The sequence below is a fragment of the Virgibacillus sp. NKC19-3 genome (genome assembly GCF_019837165.1).
Taxonomy (GTDB): domain Bacteria; phylum Bacillota; class Bacilli; order Bacillales; family Amphibacillaceae; genus Virgibacillus_L; species Virgibacillus_L saliphilus.
The window spans coordinates 3,223,298-3,241,933 of the sequence record NZ_JAGYHC010000001.1 but is presented as its reverse complement, the minus strand read 5'-3'; the positions used below and the strand labels follow the sequence as shown (position 1 = coordinate 3,241,933).

17 protein-coding genes and 1 pseudogene are annotated in these 18,636 nt (G+C 37.8%); 16 read left to right on the top strand and 2 right to left on the bottom strand.

Annotation, left to right across the window (positions count from 1 at the left end):
- Positions 1–73 precede the first annotated feature (73 nt).
- Positions 74–661: a helix-turn-helix domain-containing protein gene (locus KFZ56_RS15530; RefSeq protein WP_222642901.1), complete on the bottom strand. Its 588-nt coding sequence runs from the start codon at positions 659–661 to the stop codon at positions 74–76.
- Positions 662–837: 176 nt separating this feature from the next.
- Between KFZ56_RS15530 and KFZ56_RS15525 the strand changes: the two genes are divergently transcribed.
- From KFZ56_RS15525 to KFZ56_RS15520, 3 genes are all read left to right on the top strand, one after another.
- Positions 838–2,835: an oxidoreductase gene (locus KFZ56_RS15525; protein ID WP_222642900.1), complete on the top strand. Its 1,998-nt coding sequence runs from the start codon at positions 838–840 to the stop codon at positions 2,833–2,835.
- A complete protein-coding gene (locus KFZ56_RS19660; RefSeq protein WP_255585175.1) occupies positions 2,828–2,959 on the top strand; it encodes a hypothetical protein in 132 nt (43 codons plus the stop codon). The genes KFZ56_RS15525 and KFZ56_RS19660 overlap by 8 nt, the downstream gene beginning before the upstream one ends.
- Before the next feature lie 80 nt (positions 2,960–3,039).
- The gene (locus tag KFZ56_RS15520; RefSeq protein WP_222642899.1) at positions 3,040–4,632 is read left to right on the top strand and encodes a sodium:solute symporter family protein; all 1,593 of its coding nucleotides are present in this window, start codon (positions 3,040–3,042) and stop codon (positions 4,630–4,632) included.
- A 173-nt stretch (positions 4,633–4,805) separates the two neighbouring features.
- On the opposite strand, the gene gabR is transcribed toward KFZ56_RS15520, so the two are convergent.
- Positions 4,806–6,224: a MocR-like transcriptional regulator GabR gene (gene gabR / locus KFZ56_RS15515; protein WP_222642898.1), complete on the bottom strand. Its 1,419-nt coding sequence runs from the start codon at positions 6,222–6,224 to the stop codon at positions 4,806–4,808.
- Between the two features lie 105 nt (positions 6,225–6,329).
- Between gabR and gabT the strand changes: the two genes are divergently transcribed.
- The 13 genes and pseudogenes from gabT to tnpB all read left to right on the top strand — a co-directional run bounded on the left by gabT (position 6,330) and on the right by tnpB (position 18,562).
- Positions 6,330–7,631 (top strand): 4-aminobutyrate--2-oxoglutarate transaminase, encoded by a 1,302-nt coding sequence (gabT, locus tag KFZ56_RS15510; RefSeq protein ID WP_375540705.1) that lies wholly within the window; start codon positions 6,330–6,332, stop codon positions 7,629–7,631.
- A 41-nt stretch (positions 7,632–7,672) separates the two neighbouring features.
- Positions 7,673–9,061: an NAD-dependent succinate-semialdehyde dehydrogenase gene (locus tag KFZ56_RS15505; protein WP_222642896.1), complete on the top strand. Its 1,389-nt coding sequence runs from the start codon at positions 7,673–7,675 to the stop codon at positions 9,059–9,061.
- Positions 9,062–9,103: 42 nt separating this feature from the next.
- The gene (locus tag KFZ56_RS15500) at positions 9,104–9,541 is read left to right on the top strand and encodes a GNAT family N-acetyltransferase (RefSeq protein ID WP_222642895.1); all 438 of its coding nucleotides are present in this window, start codon (positions 9,104–9,106) and stop codon (positions 9,539–9,541) included.
- 178 nt (positions 9,542–9,719) lie between these two features.
- Positions 9,720–9,896, top strand: coding sequence for a hypothetical protein (locus tag KFZ56_RS15495; protein ID WP_222642893.1), 177 nt, complete (start codon positions 9,720–9,722; stop codon positions 9,894–9,896).
- A gap of 28 nt (positions 9,897–9,924) precedes the next feature.
- Positions 9,925–11,517, top strand: a complete 1,593-nt coding sequence (locus KFZ56_RS15490) for a sodium:solute symporter family protein (protein ID WP_222642891.1) — start codon at positions 9,925–9,927, stop codon at positions 11,515–11,517.
- A gap of 502 nt (positions 11,518–12,019) precedes the next feature.
- On the top strand, positions 12,020–13,141 hold the full coding sequence (locus tag KFZ56_RS15485) for a histone deacetylase-like amidohydrolase (RefSeq protein WP_222642889.1): 1,122 nt from the start codon (positions 12,020–12,022) through the stop codon (positions 13,139–13,141).
- A gap of 332 nt (positions 13,142–13,473) precedes the next feature.
- Positions 13,474–13,791, top strand: a complete 318-nt coding sequence (locus tag KFZ56_RS15480; RefSeq protein WP_222642887.1) for a cupin domain-containing protein — start codon at positions 13,474–13,476, stop codon at positions 13,789–13,791.
- 103 nt (positions 13,792–13,894) lie between these two features.
- Positions 13,895–14,053: a RidA family protein gene (locus KFZ56_RS15475; RefSeq protein WP_222644022.1), complete on the top strand. Its 159-nt coding sequence runs from the start codon at positions 13,895–13,897 to the stop codon at positions 14,051–14,053.
- A 31-nt stretch (positions 14,054–14,084) separates the two neighbouring features.
- The gene (locus KFZ56_RS15470) at positions 14,085–15,299 is read left to right on the top strand and encodes a threonine synthase (protein WP_222642885.1); all 1,215 of its coding nucleotides are present in this window, start codon (positions 14,085–14,087) and stop codon (positions 15,297–15,299) included.
- 154 nt (positions 15,300–15,453) lie between these two features.
- Positions 15,454–16,716, top strand: a complete 1,263-nt coding sequence (locus KFZ56_RS15465) for an amidohydrolase (protein ID WP_222642883.1) — start codon at positions 15,454–15,456, stop codon at positions 16,714–16,716.
- Positions 16,717–16,735: 19 nt separating this feature from the next.
- Complete coding sequence (locus KFZ56_RS15460) at positions 16,736–17,167, top strand: CapA family protein (protein ID WP_222642881.1); 432 nt, start codon at positions 16,736–16,738, stop codon at positions 17,165–17,167.
- A gap of 48 nt (positions 17,168–17,215) precedes the next feature.
- A pseudogene (locus KFZ56_RS20180) lies at positions 17,216–17,442 on the top strand (transposase).
- A complete protein-coding gene (gene tnpB, locus KFZ56_RS15450) occupies positions 17,429–18,562 on the top strand; it encodes an IS200/IS605 family element RNA-guided endonuclease TnpB (protein ID WP_222642880.1) in 1,134 nt (377 codons plus the stop codon). Before KFZ56_RS20180 ends, tnpB begins: the two are co-directional and overlap by 14 nt.
- Positions 18,563–18,636: the final 74 nt, after the last annotated feature.

Below are 18,636 nucleotides of genomic sequence, written 5' to 3'. Positions count from 1 at the left end.
CCACCAAATGTATAAAAATCACCATTTATGAATTCGATACCCTAAACACTTTAAACAGAAATTTTCATAAACCTTAGAAACTGGGAGGGGTAATGATCCATAATGCCTCTAGAATTTTCTTTCCATTATTTTTCCAACTATGTGGAAAACGACTACTGAACTTGATTGTATCTCCTTCGAAAAGCATAAAAGTCTGATCACTTATTGTTAATTCCATTTCTCCAGATAATATAATAATACATTCTTCATCACTATCATGACTGTAAGGCTCTCCACTTACACCTTCAGGCTCTGTGGTAGAATAAATCACTTGTAATTTTCCATCTAAATTGGTAAGTAAGTAATCTTTTGTAAATGTTGGTTTTGGGTAAAAAAATTGATTTCGATTTTTTTTCCGAACTATACTTATATTATTGTCTTCGTAATCTTGAATATTACCACTTTCAAATAAAGAAGCTAGTGGAATATTTAACACTTGAGCTATTTTCTGCATTGATGCAATGGATGAAGTCGTTATTCCTCGTTCAAATTGACTAATAAAACTGGAGGTGAGTCCTGTTTCTTTTGCGATATCATTTAATTTCAACCCTTTTGATAAGCGAATAGCACGTAAATTCTCTCCAACTTTTTTTGTATAATTGAATTCCTTTGAATTGCTCAAAATTATATCCCCTTCTAAACAAGTTATATCTACTTCATAATAATAGATTCGATTTAAAAATAAAAGTATAATTCCATTTTTAGTAAAAGTCTTAATTTTACATTGACACTTAGAAAATTTATTTGTTACGATATTCGTTAATTAACTAATACTTAATTTTAGGGGGAGTGTATCTTATGTCCAATGCTAAATATCCTAATTTACTATCTGAATATAAAATTGGTGATATTGAAATCAAGAATCGTATTATGACTAGTGGCCATCAGACGACATTAGTGGAAAATCATTTACCAACGGAGGATTTTATTGCATATCATACTGAAAGGGCAAAAGGCGGGGTTGGTCTAATTGTTATGGAGGCTCATGGTGTTCATAAAACTGGACTTAACACGCCTTTTGCTATTGATGCCAGTAATCCAAAAATTGTAGAGATTCACAAGAAGACCGCAGAGAAGGTTCATCAATATGGTGGAAAGTTATTTGCTCAATTAATTCACCATGGGAGGGAAGCATATGTTAGTGAAGAAAATAATGATGTCGTGGCTCCTTCTGCCGTACCGACGGAGCGGTTTCATATTATACCAAGAGAGTTAGAGGAAGAGGAAATTGAAGATATTATTGATGGCTTTGTATTAAGTGCTCTTAATTTGAAAAAAGCTGGATTGGATGGGGCAGAGTTTGTAGGTTCCCACACTTATTTATTTGAGCAATTTTGGAGCCCTGTAGTAAATAAACGGACAGATAAGTGGGGTGGCTCTTTTGAAAATAGAATGAGATTTACAAAGGAAGTAATTACGAGAGTCCGTGAAGCTGTAGGAAAAGATTTTGTATTGGGAATGAGAATCTCTTTAGAATCGAAGGATAATATTGGCACTTCTGGGGAGGAATCCCTTAAGATAATTAACCATATTCATCAATTAGGGAAACTGGATTATTGGAGTTTGGTAATTGGTTCTTCTGCGAGTTATAAAGGCAGCTCTTATATTGTACCACCTGCTAGCGAAACGGCTTCACAGCTTTTTTCTGAAGTAGCAAGCGTAAGAGAAATTATTGACACAGTACCTTTAATAATCACCTCTAGAATATATACAGCAGCAATTGCTGAAAAATTACTTCGTGATGATTGTGCTGATATTGTGGGCATGACTAGAGCCCTTATAGCCGATCCGCATCTTCCTTCTAAAATCCTGCAAGATAGTGAGGAAGAAATAGTGCCTTGTATTGCTTGTAACCAAGGTTGTATTGGTCGATATCAGGAGCATCTCCCTATTCGTTGTACCGTTAATCCTATTACAGGTCGGGAGAAATATTTCGCTGATCTACCAAGGGCAGACAGAAAGAAAGATTATTTAGTTATTGGAGGTGGCCCGTCTGGCATTATGGCGGCGATTACATTAGCAGAGCAAGGTCATAACGTGAAAATAGTTGAAGAAAGTGAGTATCCTGGTGGACAATTAAACGTAATGCGAGGTGGATTAAACAGAGATCAAGTAAAGAACTGGCAAACATATCTAACAAACGAATTAGAAAGGTTAAATGTTGATATAGAAATAGGAAAACGTTTTAGCTTTGAGGAAGTAGAAGATAAGCGGTTTGATGGTATTATTGTTGCTAGTGGATCTAAACCACTTATACCAGAAGCATTTTCGAAGACAAATATTGCTACTTACACTTCTTGGGATGTATTAAGAAAAGAAAGGATAGAAGAAGATAATATACTAGTCATCGATTGGAAGGGAGATTGGCCAGGAGTTGAAGCAGCAGAGTTTTTAGCTTCTCTCGATAAACGTGTTGAAATTGTTTCACAAAGTTACGGAATTGCTGAATCAGTTCAACAATATAAACGACATAAGTTACTTGAGCAGATGGACAAGCTAGGTGTTAAACAAACTCCAAATTTTAAATTAGCTGAGGTGAAAGAAGAAAAGATAGTTTTAGAGCATTTATTTAGCGGGCGCACTGAGGAACGTAAGCCGGAGGCGGTTGTGATTGCGGTTGGCCAAGATTCTTCTGATTCATTGGCTGAATTTCGCAGGTTAAAAAGTCATTTTAGTAGGGTTTACAGGATTGGAGATGCCAAGAGTCCTAGAACATTAGATGAAGCAGTGTGGGAAGGGTTCTATACGGCGTTGGAACTTTCGAAGGAAAATGAGGAGGAAACAATAAATGGGTGAATTATTATTTACGCTCTTTTATGGAAGCGCTTTAATATTTATTGGGGTGTTTTCGAAACATATGATAAACAAACTCAATTATAAAAGCGAAAGCGCCTACGAAGAGAAAGATATTGCTGAGTAATAGATTCTTCACCGTTGTGTTTCATCACAACGGTGAAGAATCATTATTTTCTATTTAAATTTTAAAATGGAGTGATATGCGTGGCTTACTTGATTGGGATTCTTATAGCATTTTTGGTTTTTATATTGATTGGAATAATTTTAGCAAGGAAAGTAACGAATGTGGATGATTACTATGTTTCAGGACGAAATGCCCCGACCTTATTGATAACAGGATCTTTGGTTGCTTCATTTTTAAGCTCAGTTACCTTTATGGGAGAAGCTGGTTTTTCATATGAAGGTTATCCTATTGTTCAGCTTACCTTAGTTGTTTTTAATGCAAGTGGGTATGTTATAGGGGCGTTTTTCTTTGGAAGATATTTGCGTAGAAGTCAAGCTTTAACCGTTCCTGAGTATTTTGGTAAACGTTTTGATTCACAAAAAATAAGAAAGGCAGCTGCAATTACAACTATTTTGGGAGTATCTGCATACATTGTAGCAGTTACGCAGGGCGGGGCATTACTATTCTCCTCTGTTTCGGGTCTCTCTTATGGTGTTTCTTTGATTATCATATGGGTTGCCTACACTTCATTCACTTTCCTATCTGGCGCTAAAGGTGTACTTGTCAATGATACGATCATGTTTATTATTTTCTTACTAGCTACAGTAATCGGTGTACCATTTATTATTAATGCAACAGGGGGGTGGCCAAATGCTATAATGGAAACCGCTTCTTTGCAGTCTCATGAAGGTATTTTAAGCTGGCATGGGATGGTCGGGGCGGGTGCTAATTTTAATACACCTGCTGAAGCACTGGCGTGGGCTATTATATTAGGGGGAGTGTGGGGAGTAGTTGTTGCTGTAAGCCCTTGGCAAACTAGTAGGTATTTAATGGCGAAAAGTGAGCACGTTGTTATTCGCTCCGGGGTTATTGCTACAATTTCCATTTTTGTCATTTACTTATTTCTCCATATTGGCATGGCTACAGTGAACGTGGTGAATCCTAATATAAGTCCAACCGAAAACGCATTTATATGGTCAGCTATAAACCTTATGCCTACATGGTTAGGGGTCATTGTTTTAGTGGGTATTATGGCAGCTATTTTATCGTCTTGTTCTACTTTTTTACAGCTTATTGGAAATAGTGTCGCTCATGATATATTTATTTATAAAGAAAAAAATAGCAAAAAGGTTTTAAAATTTAGTAGGAATACGATGCTAGTTTCTAGTTCAGTTATCTTCTTTATCACACTTTGGCAACCACCAGCAGTTATGTGGATAGGATATTTCGCTGCAACGTTATTTGCCGCATCTTGGGGACCTATCGCATTCTCAAGTATTTATTCAAAAAGTGTTACCAAAAATGCAGCATTTTGGAGTATCATACTTGGCTTCCTTGGCGTTGTCGGAGCTGAATTATTCCAAACATTGGTAGCAGAATTACCTATATATTTGCATCCTGTAATAATTGGAGTACTACTATCTACAGGATCCTTAATATTCATTTCACGAACAGAGAATGTTACAGAAGTAGAAAAAGAATTCCGCCAAAAAATATTACAGATTCCTGATACGTTTGGGGATGCGAATGAAATAACTATTACAAAAAGGTATCCGAATGTACTTATTATTAGTGGTGTTTTATTAATTGCTATCACGTTTGTTTTTTACTTTACTCCTTTGTATTTACTATAGATATAATAAACTATTTTTGAAACTTAATCGCTTTTCGGTAAGGGTAATATGATTGACGGGTGGGAACGGAAACAAGGAACCGTTCCCTTGCTTCTTGAATGTCATGTTCATTCTTGGTGCCCTTCCAAAATTTGTGATTAACCTTACCCCTTAAAGCCTTCCTAGATATGACTTCAGCTAAAGTTAACAACCCGGTACAATCGATCCACCGCCTCAGCAATCTCTTCATTTCCTATACTTGCAAATCCGATCACCAACTCAATGGTACTTGTTTCTGCAGGTTCATCGTCTAGCATGAACCGTCGTAGTGTATAGATTTCAAGTTTTTCCTGCCTTGCTTTTGCTTCGATTTCTTCGTAACTTTTTTCGGTTTTAAATTGTGCGAGAAAATGAAGGCCAGCAGGTACGTCTTTTATATGAATAGCTTCTTTAAATTGTAGTCGAAGTTCCTTTATTAGATTTTTCCTTTTTATTTCATAATGATGGTTCATTCGTTTCATGTGTTTGGCGTATTCTCCGCTGTCGATAAAATAGTGTAATGTAAATAGACCAAGTGAATTACTGCCTTGTATCCAGTCCTCATAATGACGACGATATGCTCTTAGTAAATCAGGAGGTAAAACGGCATAACTGATGCGTAAACTAGGTAATAGGGTTTTGGAAAAGGTTCCACTATAGATGACGCGTTGATTGCGATCTAGACTTTGTAATGATGGAATATTGTCCGTGCCATATTTAAATTCGCTGTCATAATCATCCTCAATAATATAGCTATTCTGCGAAAGTGCAGCCCAATTTAAAAGTTCAATACGCCGGGAAATTGGCATAATGATTCCAGTTGGAAATTGGTGGGACGGTGTAATGAATAAAAAATCCGGATTGATGGATTCAATCGAATCTACTTTTACCCCTTTTTTATCCAATGGTACGGCAGACACATCAAATTGCATATCTTTTAGTAAGGTATAAATACGAGAATATCCAGGGTTTTCTACGGCTATTTTTGTATTGTTTTTTTGCATTTGCATTAACTGTCGAACTAAGGGTTGAGTTCCCGTACCAATAACAATTTGTTCGGCTTCACATACTACGCCACGAGTTACTGCGATCATGTGCGCAATCGTCTGTCTTACCAAATATGGGCCTTGGGGATGAGAAATCTCTGATAGCTCCTCTTTATGATTTTTTATTGCCTTGTTTTGACTTTTCACCCATTCTTTAAAAGGAAACATCGAAATATCAGCGGTCATATGGGATAGGGAGATCCATCCTTCTCTATTCAGCTCCTTTTCCTTCAAGTCATTTGAAATCTTCAAATTACCCGTGTCATTATGATGGTTAAATTGGGTAATGTTTTCAACGAAGTACCCTTTTCTTTCCATGGGATAAATATAGCCCTCTTCAATCAACTGTTCATAGGCATTTGTCACAGAATTAATACTGACATCCAATGTCTGAGCTAATTTTCTTTTTGCTGGCAATTTTTCATTTGCAGGTATTCTTTGTTCTAATATACCTTGTTTCAATTCATGATAGATCTGTTGATAGATATGGGTTGATTTATTGTTTTTATTTACTTTAAAAAAGATCATTTTCGATCATCTTCTTTCTGGTACCATCATTATTTGTAATCTGGTGCTTTTCATTATACCAATTTATTGTCATACTAGTCTATATATTTTTAAAGAAGGAGCTAAATAATGACAACGCTAACAAATGAAATTTTACAAAATAAACGAAAAAAATATGTGCCGCGTGGTGTAAACAATGGTAATTTAGCCATCGCTGATCATGCCTTAGGGGCTACGATTACGGATGTGGATCAGTATGAATGGATTGACTTCGCCGGGGCGATTGGTGTCTTGAATGTTGGGCACAGTCATCCAAAAGTGACAAAAGCAGTCCAGCAACAAGTGGAGAAGTTTTTGCACCCTGGTTTTAATGTGATGATGTATGAGGGTTATATTCATTTAGCTGAGAAATTATGCCAAATCACCCCAGGTCTTTTTGACAAACAAACCCTCTTACTTAATTCAGGTGCAGAAGCAGTGGAGAATGCAATCAAAGCTTCCCGCAAATATACGGGTAGGCAAGCAGTGGTTTCCTTTGTTCGTGGTTTTCATGGTAGAACGAATATGACCATGAGTATGACAAGTAAAGTGAAACCATATAAATTCGGATTTGGACCATTTGCCCCGGAAGTGTATCAGGCACCATTTCCCTATCTCTATCATAAGCCTGAAGCGTTATCTGAGGAAGCTTACGTGGATGAGACGATTGAGCAATTCAAAGCATTTTTCACAGCGACCGTAGCGCCGGAAAATGTTGCATGCGTTGTCATGGAGCCTATTCAAGGGGAAGGAGGATTTATTATTCCGCCTAAAAAGTTCGTACAATTTGTACGTGATTTCTGCGTGCAACATGGTATTGTTTTTGTTGCTGATGAGATACAAACAGGCTTTGGCCGAACAGGAAAATTATTTGGAATCGAACATTTTGACGTTGTTCCAGATCTCATGACCGTTTCGAAATCGCTAGCAGCCGGATTGCCTCTAAGTGGTGTGGTGGGCAGAACGGAAATATTAGATGCAGCTGCTCCCGGGGAATTAGGAGGAACCTTTGCTGGAAACCCGGTAGCATGTGCTGCTGCTCTAGCTGTTATTGATGTGATCGAAGAAGAAGATTTAGTAGCGAAATCAGAAGTACTAGGGCAAAAAATAGAAGCTAAATTAACAGAGTTGGCTAATAAACATGATTATGTTGGTGATATTCGTCGGCTAGGGTCTATGGTTGCGGTTGAAATTGTCGAAAACCGGGTGAATAAGTCTCCAGACAAAGCGAGAACGGGTGCCATAACAAGTTATGCAAATGAAAACGGGCTCCTGCTTCTATCTGCAGGCGTAAACGGAAATGTGATTCGTTTTCTGGCACCGTTAGTCATTACAGATGTGGAGTTGGAGAAAGGATTATCTATATTGGAAGAGGCATTTGAATTATAAAATTGCATAAAATAGTTTATTTGTAAAGGAGAGGCAAACCAATGACGAAATCAATTCAAGTAACAAACCCTGCAACAGGTGAGCTCATACGGGAAATTCCAGCTGATACCGAAGAAGAGATTCATCAAGCATTAAAGCGAGGACATGAATATTTCCAAGAATGGCGAAAAGTGAATGCGCATGAGCGCTCTCGATTACTAAAAGCCTGGTCCGAAAAGATACAAAACAATAAAGAGACAATTGCAGAAGTGATGACGCTGGAAAGTGGCAAACCCATCCAAGAATCACTGGGTGAAGTTAATTACGCCACCAGTTATATAGATTGGTATGCGGAAGAGGCCAAACGCTTATATGGACGTACCATTCCAGCTGCTTCGGAAACCAAACGAATCATTGTTAGCAAGCAACCGGTGGGACTCGTTGCGGCGATTACACCATGGAACTTTCCCGCGGCGATGATGACGAGAAAGGCTGCGCCAGCTTTGGCCGCAGGCTGTACATTTATCGTTAAACCAGCAGAAGAAACGCCATTAACAACAATGAAATTCATTGAGCTTGCTTATGAAGTTGGAATTCCCGAATCTGCAGTACAGGTAGTAAATGGAAGGGGGAGCGATGTTGGTCCTCTATTTACAGCTAGTGATTTTGTCCGTAAGATTACGTTTACCGGTTCGACTCCTGTCGGAAAATCATTAATCAAAAATAGTGCCGATACCGTTAAGCATGTCTCGATGGAATTGGGAGGCCATGCTCCACTAATTGTAGCAGCAGATGCAGACATTGACGTTGCCGTAGATCAGACAATCGCTTCGAAATTTAGAAACGCCGGGCAGACCTGTATTTGCGCCAATCGTGTAATTGTCCATGACAGTATTGCAGAAGAATTTGCTAAAAAATTAACAGAAAAAGTCAAAAGATTAAAAGTAGGTAATGGGTTAGAAAAAGATACACAGGTAGGGCCAGTCATCAACGAAAAAGGGTATGATAAAATTGTTTCTCAAATCAATGACGCCATCGATCAAGGTGCGGAGGTTCTTTGTGGAAACCAATATCATGCGGATAAGGAACAAGGTTATTTCTTCGTATATCCAACCGTATTACAAAATGTGGATGTGGGTATGAAAATCATGCATGAGGAGACGTTTGGTCCAGTAATTCCAATTACCCTATTTAAGGAAATTGATAAAGCGGTAGAGATTGCAAATAGTACGCCCTTTGGTCTAGCAGCATATTTCTTTACAAATAATTATAAGGTAGGAGCTTACTTACACGACTATTTAGATTTTGGTGTTATTGGTTGGAATGACGGAGCACCATCTGCTGCCCATGCTCCTTTTGGGGGAATGAAGGAAAGCGGGCTTGGACGTGAAGGTGGTGTTGAGGGAATAGAACCTTATTTAGAGACGAAGTATTTGTCGGTTGGGTTGTAAAGTTTATTATTATAAAGAACCCCTTTAGGGAGGAGAAAGTTAATGAGTGAACCAACTGAACAGATAGTTGAGTTGACAGAACAACAACAATTTTTAAAAGTATTTCCCTTAATCAATCAATTGCGAACCGATTTAACAGAAAATAGTTTTTTAGAACTACTCGAAGATATGCGCAGTGACGGCTACAAATTATTTTCAATTGTTAAGGAAAGTGAATTTATCTCTATTGCTGGATTTGTACTTAAGGTGAATTTTTATAATAGAAAGCATGTATTTGTGTTTGATCTGGTTACTGATATGCAATACCGTTCACAAGGGTATGGAACTAAATTATTGAATTTTATTGATGATTGGGCTAAGTTACATGAAGCCAAGTATGTAGCCTTAGAATCTGGTATCATAAGAACGGAAGCACACCGCCTTTATGAAAAAGAATTAGGTTACGATAAATGGTGTTATTCATTTCGCAAAAAACTATAATCAAACATTTAATATAACTTACATGCCCTTAAATAGATGTCTAAATAAGCTTACTTGAAAATTTAATCTAGTTTAAGGTAATTAAATTTATATATACATTGACAGAACGGTAAAATGATTGGTGATAATTTGAAATCAGATTTGAAAAGTGATTAGTAAATAATGGTGGTGAACTGCTATGAACGTTGAAGTGCTAATCTTATTTATAAATGCAACTTTAGTAACCGTAATTTCATCAATAGTTGTTATTGTTATTCTTCGAAAACAGTATCTTCCTGTAATCCGAAAAGCAGAACAAGAGGAGGAAAAAGTTAAAGAATTGGATAGGAGTGACAAACATCAAAGTTCAAGTTAAGAATTATTAGTAGAGGCGAGGGTGTTATATGGCTGTAACAATATTTGTTATAATTTTATTACTTTATGTTGTTGTCGGTGGGGTCGTAACTCGTTTTGTAAAAAGTAGTGATGACTTTTATGTGATGGGAGAAAAGGGGTCTACACTTCTCATCGTTGGCACATTAGCCGCAACTTATCTTAGTGCGACTACATTGTTAGGAATTGCAGGGCAATCCTATGCTGAAGGCCCATTAGTGATTGCTGCGCTAGGTTCATTTGGAGCCTGGCTAGGGACTCTTCTCGCGGTAATTTATGTAGGAAGAAAAATGAAGGCTCTAGGTGTTAAAACAATGCCGGATTATTTTGAAAAGAGATTTGATAATAAATGGGTTAGTGTTGTTGCTACGCTGATTATGATTATTGGGTTGATTGGATATGGAGTCACTCAGTTTATAGGAGCAGGGCTGGTCTTGAGTAAAGTGACAAATATTAATTTTGAGTTACTAATTATATTATTTACATTCGCGTTAATTGTATTTACTGCATTTGGTGGGATGTATGGGGTTGTTATTACTGATACCTTAATGTTTTTTACAATGTTGGCTATTTCTGTGGTCATTGCTCCGATTATTATAGGCGAAGCTGGGTTTGATCAAATGAAAAGCTTATCAGAGACATTACCGGGTTATTGGACAATTGCTGGAACAGAAAATCGCTCTATCGGCTGGTCGATTTCACAATTTTTAGTTTGGATTTTATTTTTTACTTGTATACCAGCGCTTGTTTCTCGTGTATTTCCCGCGAACAATGATTTTGTTATCTTAAAAGCGGCAATAATTGGTGTGTTTTTCGCCCCTTTTATGCAATTAATTGTGTTTATCGCAGCAGGTGGTATGCAAGTTCTTGAGCCGAATATTACACCAACAGATAATGCGATGGTTGTTGGGTTCATGGAATATACTCCACCAGTAGTAGCTGGAATTGGGATTGCTGCTTTAATGGCATCTATTATGTCGACGGCATCTACCTTGTTTGTGTTAGTTGGATTTGCACTTTCGCGTGACCTATATGAGAAAATATTTGAAAAAAACCTAGATGAAAAACAAAGACTTATGGCAGCTCGTATAGGACAAGTTATTGTTGCTGTTATTATCTGTATTATTTCCATTTTACAACCATCGGCTATTTACTGGATTTCGATTTATGCAGGTTCTATATTTGCAGTAGGTTGGTTGCCAACAATAGTATCTTCTTTTGAATGGAAGCGAATGAACTCAAAGGCAGCATTAACAAGTATGATAATAGGTGTTTCAACTTTTGTGTTATTTGGAGAACTTATAAGAAATGGGCAATTATCGGTTCCTGAAGGAATTGATGAGCTTATGATTGCTCTTTGTTTCTCCGTTGGATCCTTAATTATTGTAGCTTTTATGACTAAGGCAAATTCATATGAGCTAGAATATTACAATAAAATGAAACAAACTAATATGGCAGAACAAACCATTAATGAGTTTTTGAAAAAACCTAATGGCCTGGCAAAAATCAAAAAGCAATATAAGCAAATTGTTGTAACTGCAGTTGTGGTTACGATGGTTTCAGTTGTTGTATGGGGATACTTCTTTGTCAATTTAGGTTTATAAATTCAATTTTAGTAGGAGTGTTGTCCTTGCGACTTTTATATAAAAACTTCAGGTGACAAGAAATATGATCGATTACGGCCAGAATTTTTGGATAATTATAATAATGAATCGAAAGACTGGCACTCTCAAACGAAGATGCGAGATTATTTAAAAAGTGGATGGCAGAATCAGATTTGAAAGTTAGGGTGGGCGATTTTGGGAATATATACGGTAGAAGAGAGAGAAAAACGAATAAATCACCGCTTCTTATTGCACATTTAGATACACAACTTAGCGTTAGTTTATTTGACGTAATATTGGGTATACTTGCATCGCTAGAAGCTATTAGAACGTTAAACTATCATAATTTACCATTAGAATTTAAAAATATATGGTAAACAGGGAAAGCTATGATGTTTCAGAACTCACTTTAGGTATATAGAACAAGGAGCAATTATTTTATTTGGAGTCATTCAATCAAAAAGAGCTTTAATTCTATTAATTAATTAATGGAGGTATTAACATGACATCAAAAACAGGTTTCGTTTGTGACGAAAGTTATTTTTGGCATCAGACCGGAAATGGGGCATTGAATATCAGGTCAGGTGGTTGGGTTCAGGCTGATATTCATGCGGAAAATCCGGAATCTAAGCGACGTGTCAAAAATTTGCTTGAGCGTTCAAATTTTATGGATGAACTACAACAGATTAAGCCAAGGCATGCCACCCATGAAGAGGTAGCTTTGAATCACAGCAAAGATTATATTAACCGAGTTCAGGAGTTAAGTGATGCAGGAGGTGGCGATGCAGGTGAACATGCAATTGTCGGCCCGGAATCCTATGAAATAGCTCTAAATTCTACTGGAGGTGTGTTGGCTTCTGTTGATGCTGTGATGGAAGGAAAGGTCCAAAATGCATATGCACTTGTCCGCCCTCCTGGCCACCATGCTGAGCCTAATGAAGGAATGGGTTTTTGTTTGTTTAACAATGTGACGATTGCGGCTAAATATGCTCGTAAGAAGTATGGACTGAAACGCATTCTGATCCTAGATTGGGATGTTCATCATGGGAATGGAACGGAAACTGCCTTTGAGCATGACTCGGATGTACTTTTTATTTCCATTCATCAGGAAAATATTTTCCCCAAAAATCGAGGCGATGTAGCTTTTACAGGAAAGGAAGATGGTGAGGGGTATAATATCAATATTGAATTACCCGCTGGAACTGGGGATGAGGGTTATCTTTATGCATTTGACCGATTAATCGAACCGATCATTAAACAGTTTGAACCAGAATTGATCTTTATTTCAGCTGGACAAGACGCAAGTCGATTTGACCCTATTGGAAGAATGTTGCTAACTGCTGAAGGTTATTTCCAGATGAGTAAGCGTATCAAGAACCTGGCTGAAAAACATAGTAATGGGCGTTTGATTGCCTGTCATGAGGGCGGATACAGTACAGCTTATGTTCCATTTTGTACATTGCGGGTAATTGAGGGCTTATGTGGAAAGCGTAGTCAAGTGGAAGATCCGTTTAATCAGGGATTCCATGAAGGGCCAATTTATCCGCATCAGAAGGAGGCTGTCCATCGTGCAATGAAGGTTCAGTCAACATATTGGAATTTGAAATCAATAAAGAGGGTTTAAATATTCCTGATACTATAGGGTGGAAGACTCGAAAGCTAGTATGTAAATAAAAATAACCAAAATAGATGATAAAGGTAAATCTAACCATTTTATACATAGACGAATGGGCTATGTTACAAAAGAAAGCCAACGCATTGGTGACTTTGAAGAATCATTATAATATAAAAGTATATAGTTTTGCTGAGAGTGTACCCAAAACACAAGAAGCCATTTGGTTGTTTCATTATGGAATAGGTCCATGTATATGCCATTGATTTTTAAAATCTGCATGATATTATTTTGTCTATTTGAAAAGAATTGAAAGTGCGAAAAAAAGAAGGAGGTACATTATTATGTCCAAATTAATAGTGAGCAAGAAGAATGATGATTTTTTACCGGATTCTGTTTCAAAAGGCGCTTTTTCCAAGTGGTTAGAGGATGAAAAACTTAGAATGCGGGTTGTTGTTTATCCTTCTGGTTATGAGGCAGATCATGTTTGTTATCAAGGTCACGCATTTTATGTTGTTTCAGGTAATATTAAAATTAAGATAGATGAAGAAATTACAGAATGGAACAAAGGAGATGCCTTCATTATTCCTGATGATATACCTCATGTTGTGTTCAATCCTAATGAAGAAGGAGCAAAAGTGATCGTAGTAGATCATCATTAAGAATATGAATTACATGCATAGTATTCCATTTAGTAAAATCAAAAGGGGGGATGAATTTTTTGTAAAAAGCTAAAGTTACTTTTGTCATAAATTAAAAAATACTATATTTGTGACATCTGTAGAAAAGGCAGAAGAGGTGAATGAAGTATACGTCCAGTACTTTGGAGATTCAAAGTCTACCGGAGTAATGGTTAGCGTTAAGGAATTATCAAAAAATGCATTAGTAGAAATAGAATTCATTGCCTTCCGATCGATTGCATGAATCACCATGAATAAAAAATAGGAGGAGAACAATGACATATAGCTATGTATCTCATTTATATTGTCCAAAGTGTGATAATACGTATAGTTCAGATGTCGTAAATCAGTTGTGTGCATGTGGGTCACCCTTGCTTGTTGCTTATAAGATGGATGAGCTGAGCGAAGTTTTTACCCCCGACAGTTTGGTAAAACGTACGACGGATTTATGGCGTTATCATGAGTTATTGCCAGTAGAAGACGCGCAAAATGTGACTACGCTGGGCGAAGGGATGACACCCATAGTACAGATGAATAAAGTCGGAGAACAAATGGGAATACCTAACCTATTTATGAAGGATGAGGGTCTAATACCATCGGGTTCATTTAAATCAAGAGGGGCAGCTGTCGGGGTATCCAAAGCTAAAGAATTAGGTATAAAGGAACTAGCTATGCCTACGAATGGGAACGCCGGAGCAGCGTGGTCCCTATATTGTGCACAGGCGGGTATTGCACCAACGATTGTCATGCCAATTGATGCACCAGAAATAACCAGGAAGGAATGTGTTGCTGCAGGCGCCAATTTGTATCTTGTCAATGGCTTGATTGGGGATGCAGGAAAAATCGTCGGCCAGGCAGTGAAAGCCTATCATTTATTTGATGCTTCTACATTGAAAGAGCCTTACCGGATTGAGGGAAAGAAGACCATGGGACTCGAAATCGCAGAACAGTTTGGATGGGAGATTCCTGATGTCATTCTGTACCCAACTGGGGGAGGAGTTGGCTTAATTGGGATTTATAAAGCCCTTCGCGAACTACAAGCATTAGGATGGATAGATGAAAGGAAAATGCCTAGATTAGTAGCCGTTCAATCAGAAGGATGTGCGCCAATTGTAAAAGCCTGGAAAGAAGGCAAATCAACCGCAGAGCCATGGAAAGATGCTTCCACCGTTGCATTTGGTGTTAATGTGGCTAACGCGCTGGGAGACTTCCTGATTTTAGATGCCATAAAACAAACAGAAGGCTGTGCAATATCGGTGAGTGATGCCGATATTTTAGCAGAATTGAAATACGTGACTTCTACGGAAGGCGCCTTCGTCTGTCCGGAGGGATCCGCTGCTTTTGCTGCTGCGAGAAAGTTACGCGAACAGCAATGGATTAAAAACGATGAACGCGTAGTGGTATTGAATACAGGCGCAGGAATTAAGTATCCAAATACAATCGAAGTTGAGGCACCAATTTTGCAAAAGGATGAAAAAATAGTGAAGTAATTAAGGTTAAAAAAATGGTCTATCTCATATTCGCTCTTGTGAATGAAAGGCGGATACGAAAGGACCACTTAGATGGAAACATCAGCATTATATCTATCGTTAAAATGATAGTGGTAACATAAATGGCTGAACATAGTCTATTAGGAGGTATAACATGGATGAGGTAATCAAGCTTAGACGCCAATTGCATCAATTTCCAGAAGTGGGATTTACAGAATTTAAAACTGCGGGGAAAGTAGTGGAGGTATTGCAATCCTTAAACTTCGAAGTTCTATATGGGGAAGATGCTATCGAAGCAGATTCCCGTAGAGGGGTTCCTTCACAAGAGGAATTAGATCATGCATATCAAAGCGCTATAAAGAACGGAGCAAATCCCGACATTATAAAGAAGATGGAAGGTGGACTTACAGCTGTTATTGGTACCTTGAAAGGAAATAGTCCCGGTCCAACTATTGCTTTTCGATTCGATATGGATGCACTTCCGGTTCAAGAGAGTTCGGAAAGTAGTCATTTCCCACAAGAAAATAATTTCCGTTCTCACTATGAGGGTCATATGCATGCCTGTGCACATGATGCGCATACTGCTATTGGACTGGAATTTGCTAGAAAAATGGCGAATCAAGATATATCTGGAACACTTAAATTGATATTTCAACCTGCTGAAGAGGGTGGAAGAGGAGCTCTTTCTGTTGTTGAAAAAGGAGTGGTAGATGATGTTGATAAAATATATTGCTTTCACTTGGGCCTAGATGTACCTTTAGGCGAAATAAGTGGTGGATCAAAGGATTGGCTTGCAACTACGAAGTTACTCTCTCACTTTCATGGCGTCCCATCTCATTCAGGAGCTGCACCTGAAAAAGGAAAAAATGCTTTAGTAGGTGCTGCAACAGCTTTATTAAATATTCAGAGCTTACCTAGACATAGTTCGGAACAGACCCGAGTAAATGTTGGGCTACTGGAGGGTGGAACGGCAATAAACATAGTTCCACAGCACGCTAAGATGTTAATAGAAACAAGATCAACATCCTCTACAGTTAACTCGGAACTGGAAGAGTATGTAAAAAAAATAGTGGAGCATAGTGCCCAAATGCATGATCTTAGCTATGAAACAGAAGTGATTGGTAATGCCCTAACACTTACTTGTGATGAAGAACTAATCAATGTTGTGACGGAAGAAGCAGCGCAAATTCCAATGTTTCATCGCATTCAAGATTATCATAAGGGAGGAGGAAGTGAGGATGCAAGTTTTCTTATCAATCGTGTACAAGAAAATGGAGGGAAGGGAACCTATATGTTAGTGGGAACAACAATTTCAGCACCCCATCATAATCAAGCTTTTGATATAGATGAACAAGTCCTCGTTCCAACTATTCATCTTTTAGAGCAAATTGCACATCGGGAACTTGGCAAAAACTAGCGTGAAGGAGGTAAATCATATGGATGAAACAATTACATTTGCCGCTACAGGAGATAGCTTTATCACTCGGAGGTTGCCAAAAAATGATCCACATTCCTGTCAGATCGCTGAAGTTATGGAACAAGCGGATGTTCGGTTTACAAATTTAGAAGTTACGACCCATAACTTTGAAGCCTATCCTTCGGCCGTTAGCGGGGGCTCCTGGGCAGTAGCTTCTCCAACTGTTCTGAGCGATTTAAAATCCTATGGCTTTAATATGGTTTCATGGGCGACAAATCACACGTTGGATTTTTCTTTTGGAGGACTGGAAGCAACTGAAAAAAATTTAAACCATTATAATTTTGTTCATGCAGGCGCAGGGCATAATCTGGCTGAAGCAAGCAAACCAACATATATGGAAACCGTTCATGGACGAGTTGCTATAATCTCCGCTACATCCACTTTCCCTTAATATCTTAATGATATAATCCGTCTTAGATAAGGGAAAAGCTGACTTAGAATGAAATTAGATAGCAATAACCATTCCGTATTCTTCATGTATTACCATCTTGTTCTAGTTGAGAAATATCGTAGAGAAGTCTTGGTGACAAGGCATCTGACTATGCTAAGGATATTTGGTCAAGAAGTTTTTGCTGACGAACTACTGGTGGTTCTCCCATCCATGTAGTGATGAAATATATTGAAAATCAAGGAATGAAGGGAGGCGGGAGCAATGCGAGTCCATAAAGGATATAAGTTTCGTATCTATCCAAATAAAGAACAAGAAATCCTAATCTCTAAAACAATCGGTTGTTCTCGCTTTGTATTCAATCATTTTCTAGCACAATGGAACGATGTTTACAAAGAAACAGGTAAAGGATTGACTTATCATTCGTGTTCAGCGAAACTTACACAGCTAAAAAAGGAATTGTTTTGGTTAAAAGAAGTGGACAGCATTGCTATTCAGTCATCACTTAAAAGCCTTGCTGATTCCTATAGTCGTTTTTTCAAGAAACAAAATAAGGTACCACGATTTAAGTCTAAAAAGCATAAAGTACAATCCTATACAACCAAGCATACGAATGGGAATATTGCCATTGTAGGTAATAGAATCAAGTTGCCAAAACTTGGTCTTGTACGTTTTGCCAAAAGTCGTGACGTGCAAGGGCGTATTTTTAATGCAACGATTAGACGGAATCCCAGTGGCAACTATTTCGTATCTATTCTTGCAGAAGTAGAAGTACAACCATTGGAGAAAACGGAATCATCTATTGGCATAGACTTAGGTATTACTGATTTTGCCATTCTTTCAGATGGCCGCATGTTTGACAATCATAATTTTACCTCAAACATGGAAATGAAACTAAAACGGGAACAGCGAAAACTGTCAAGACGTGCGTTACATGCTAAAAAGAATGGTATGAACCTTCTTGATGCAAAAAACTATCAGAAACAAAAGATAAAAGTTGCTAGATTGCACGAAAGATTGATGAACCAACGTGACGACTTCCTTCACAAGTTAAGTACAGAAATAATCAAAAACCACGATATTATCTGTATCGAAGATTTGAATATCAAAGGAATGTTACGTAATCATAAGTTAGCAAAATCCATCTCTGATGTGTCATGGTCTGCTTTTGTAACGAAATTAGAATACAAAGCGAAGTGGTACGGTAAAACAATTGTGAAAATAAGTAGATGGTTTCCGTCTAGTCAAGTATGTTCCGGTTGTGGACATCAAGACGGGAAAAAATCGCTTGAAATAAGGGATTGGACTTGCCCTGTTTGCCATGAACATCATGACAGAGATGTAAATGCTAGTAAAAACATATTGGTCGAAGGCTTACGAACATTAGCTTTGACTTAAATAAAAATATAGAACCGTAGGAATCTACGGGGGTAGCTTGGTCCATAAGAGACACCGCTGTTGACAAAGAAATA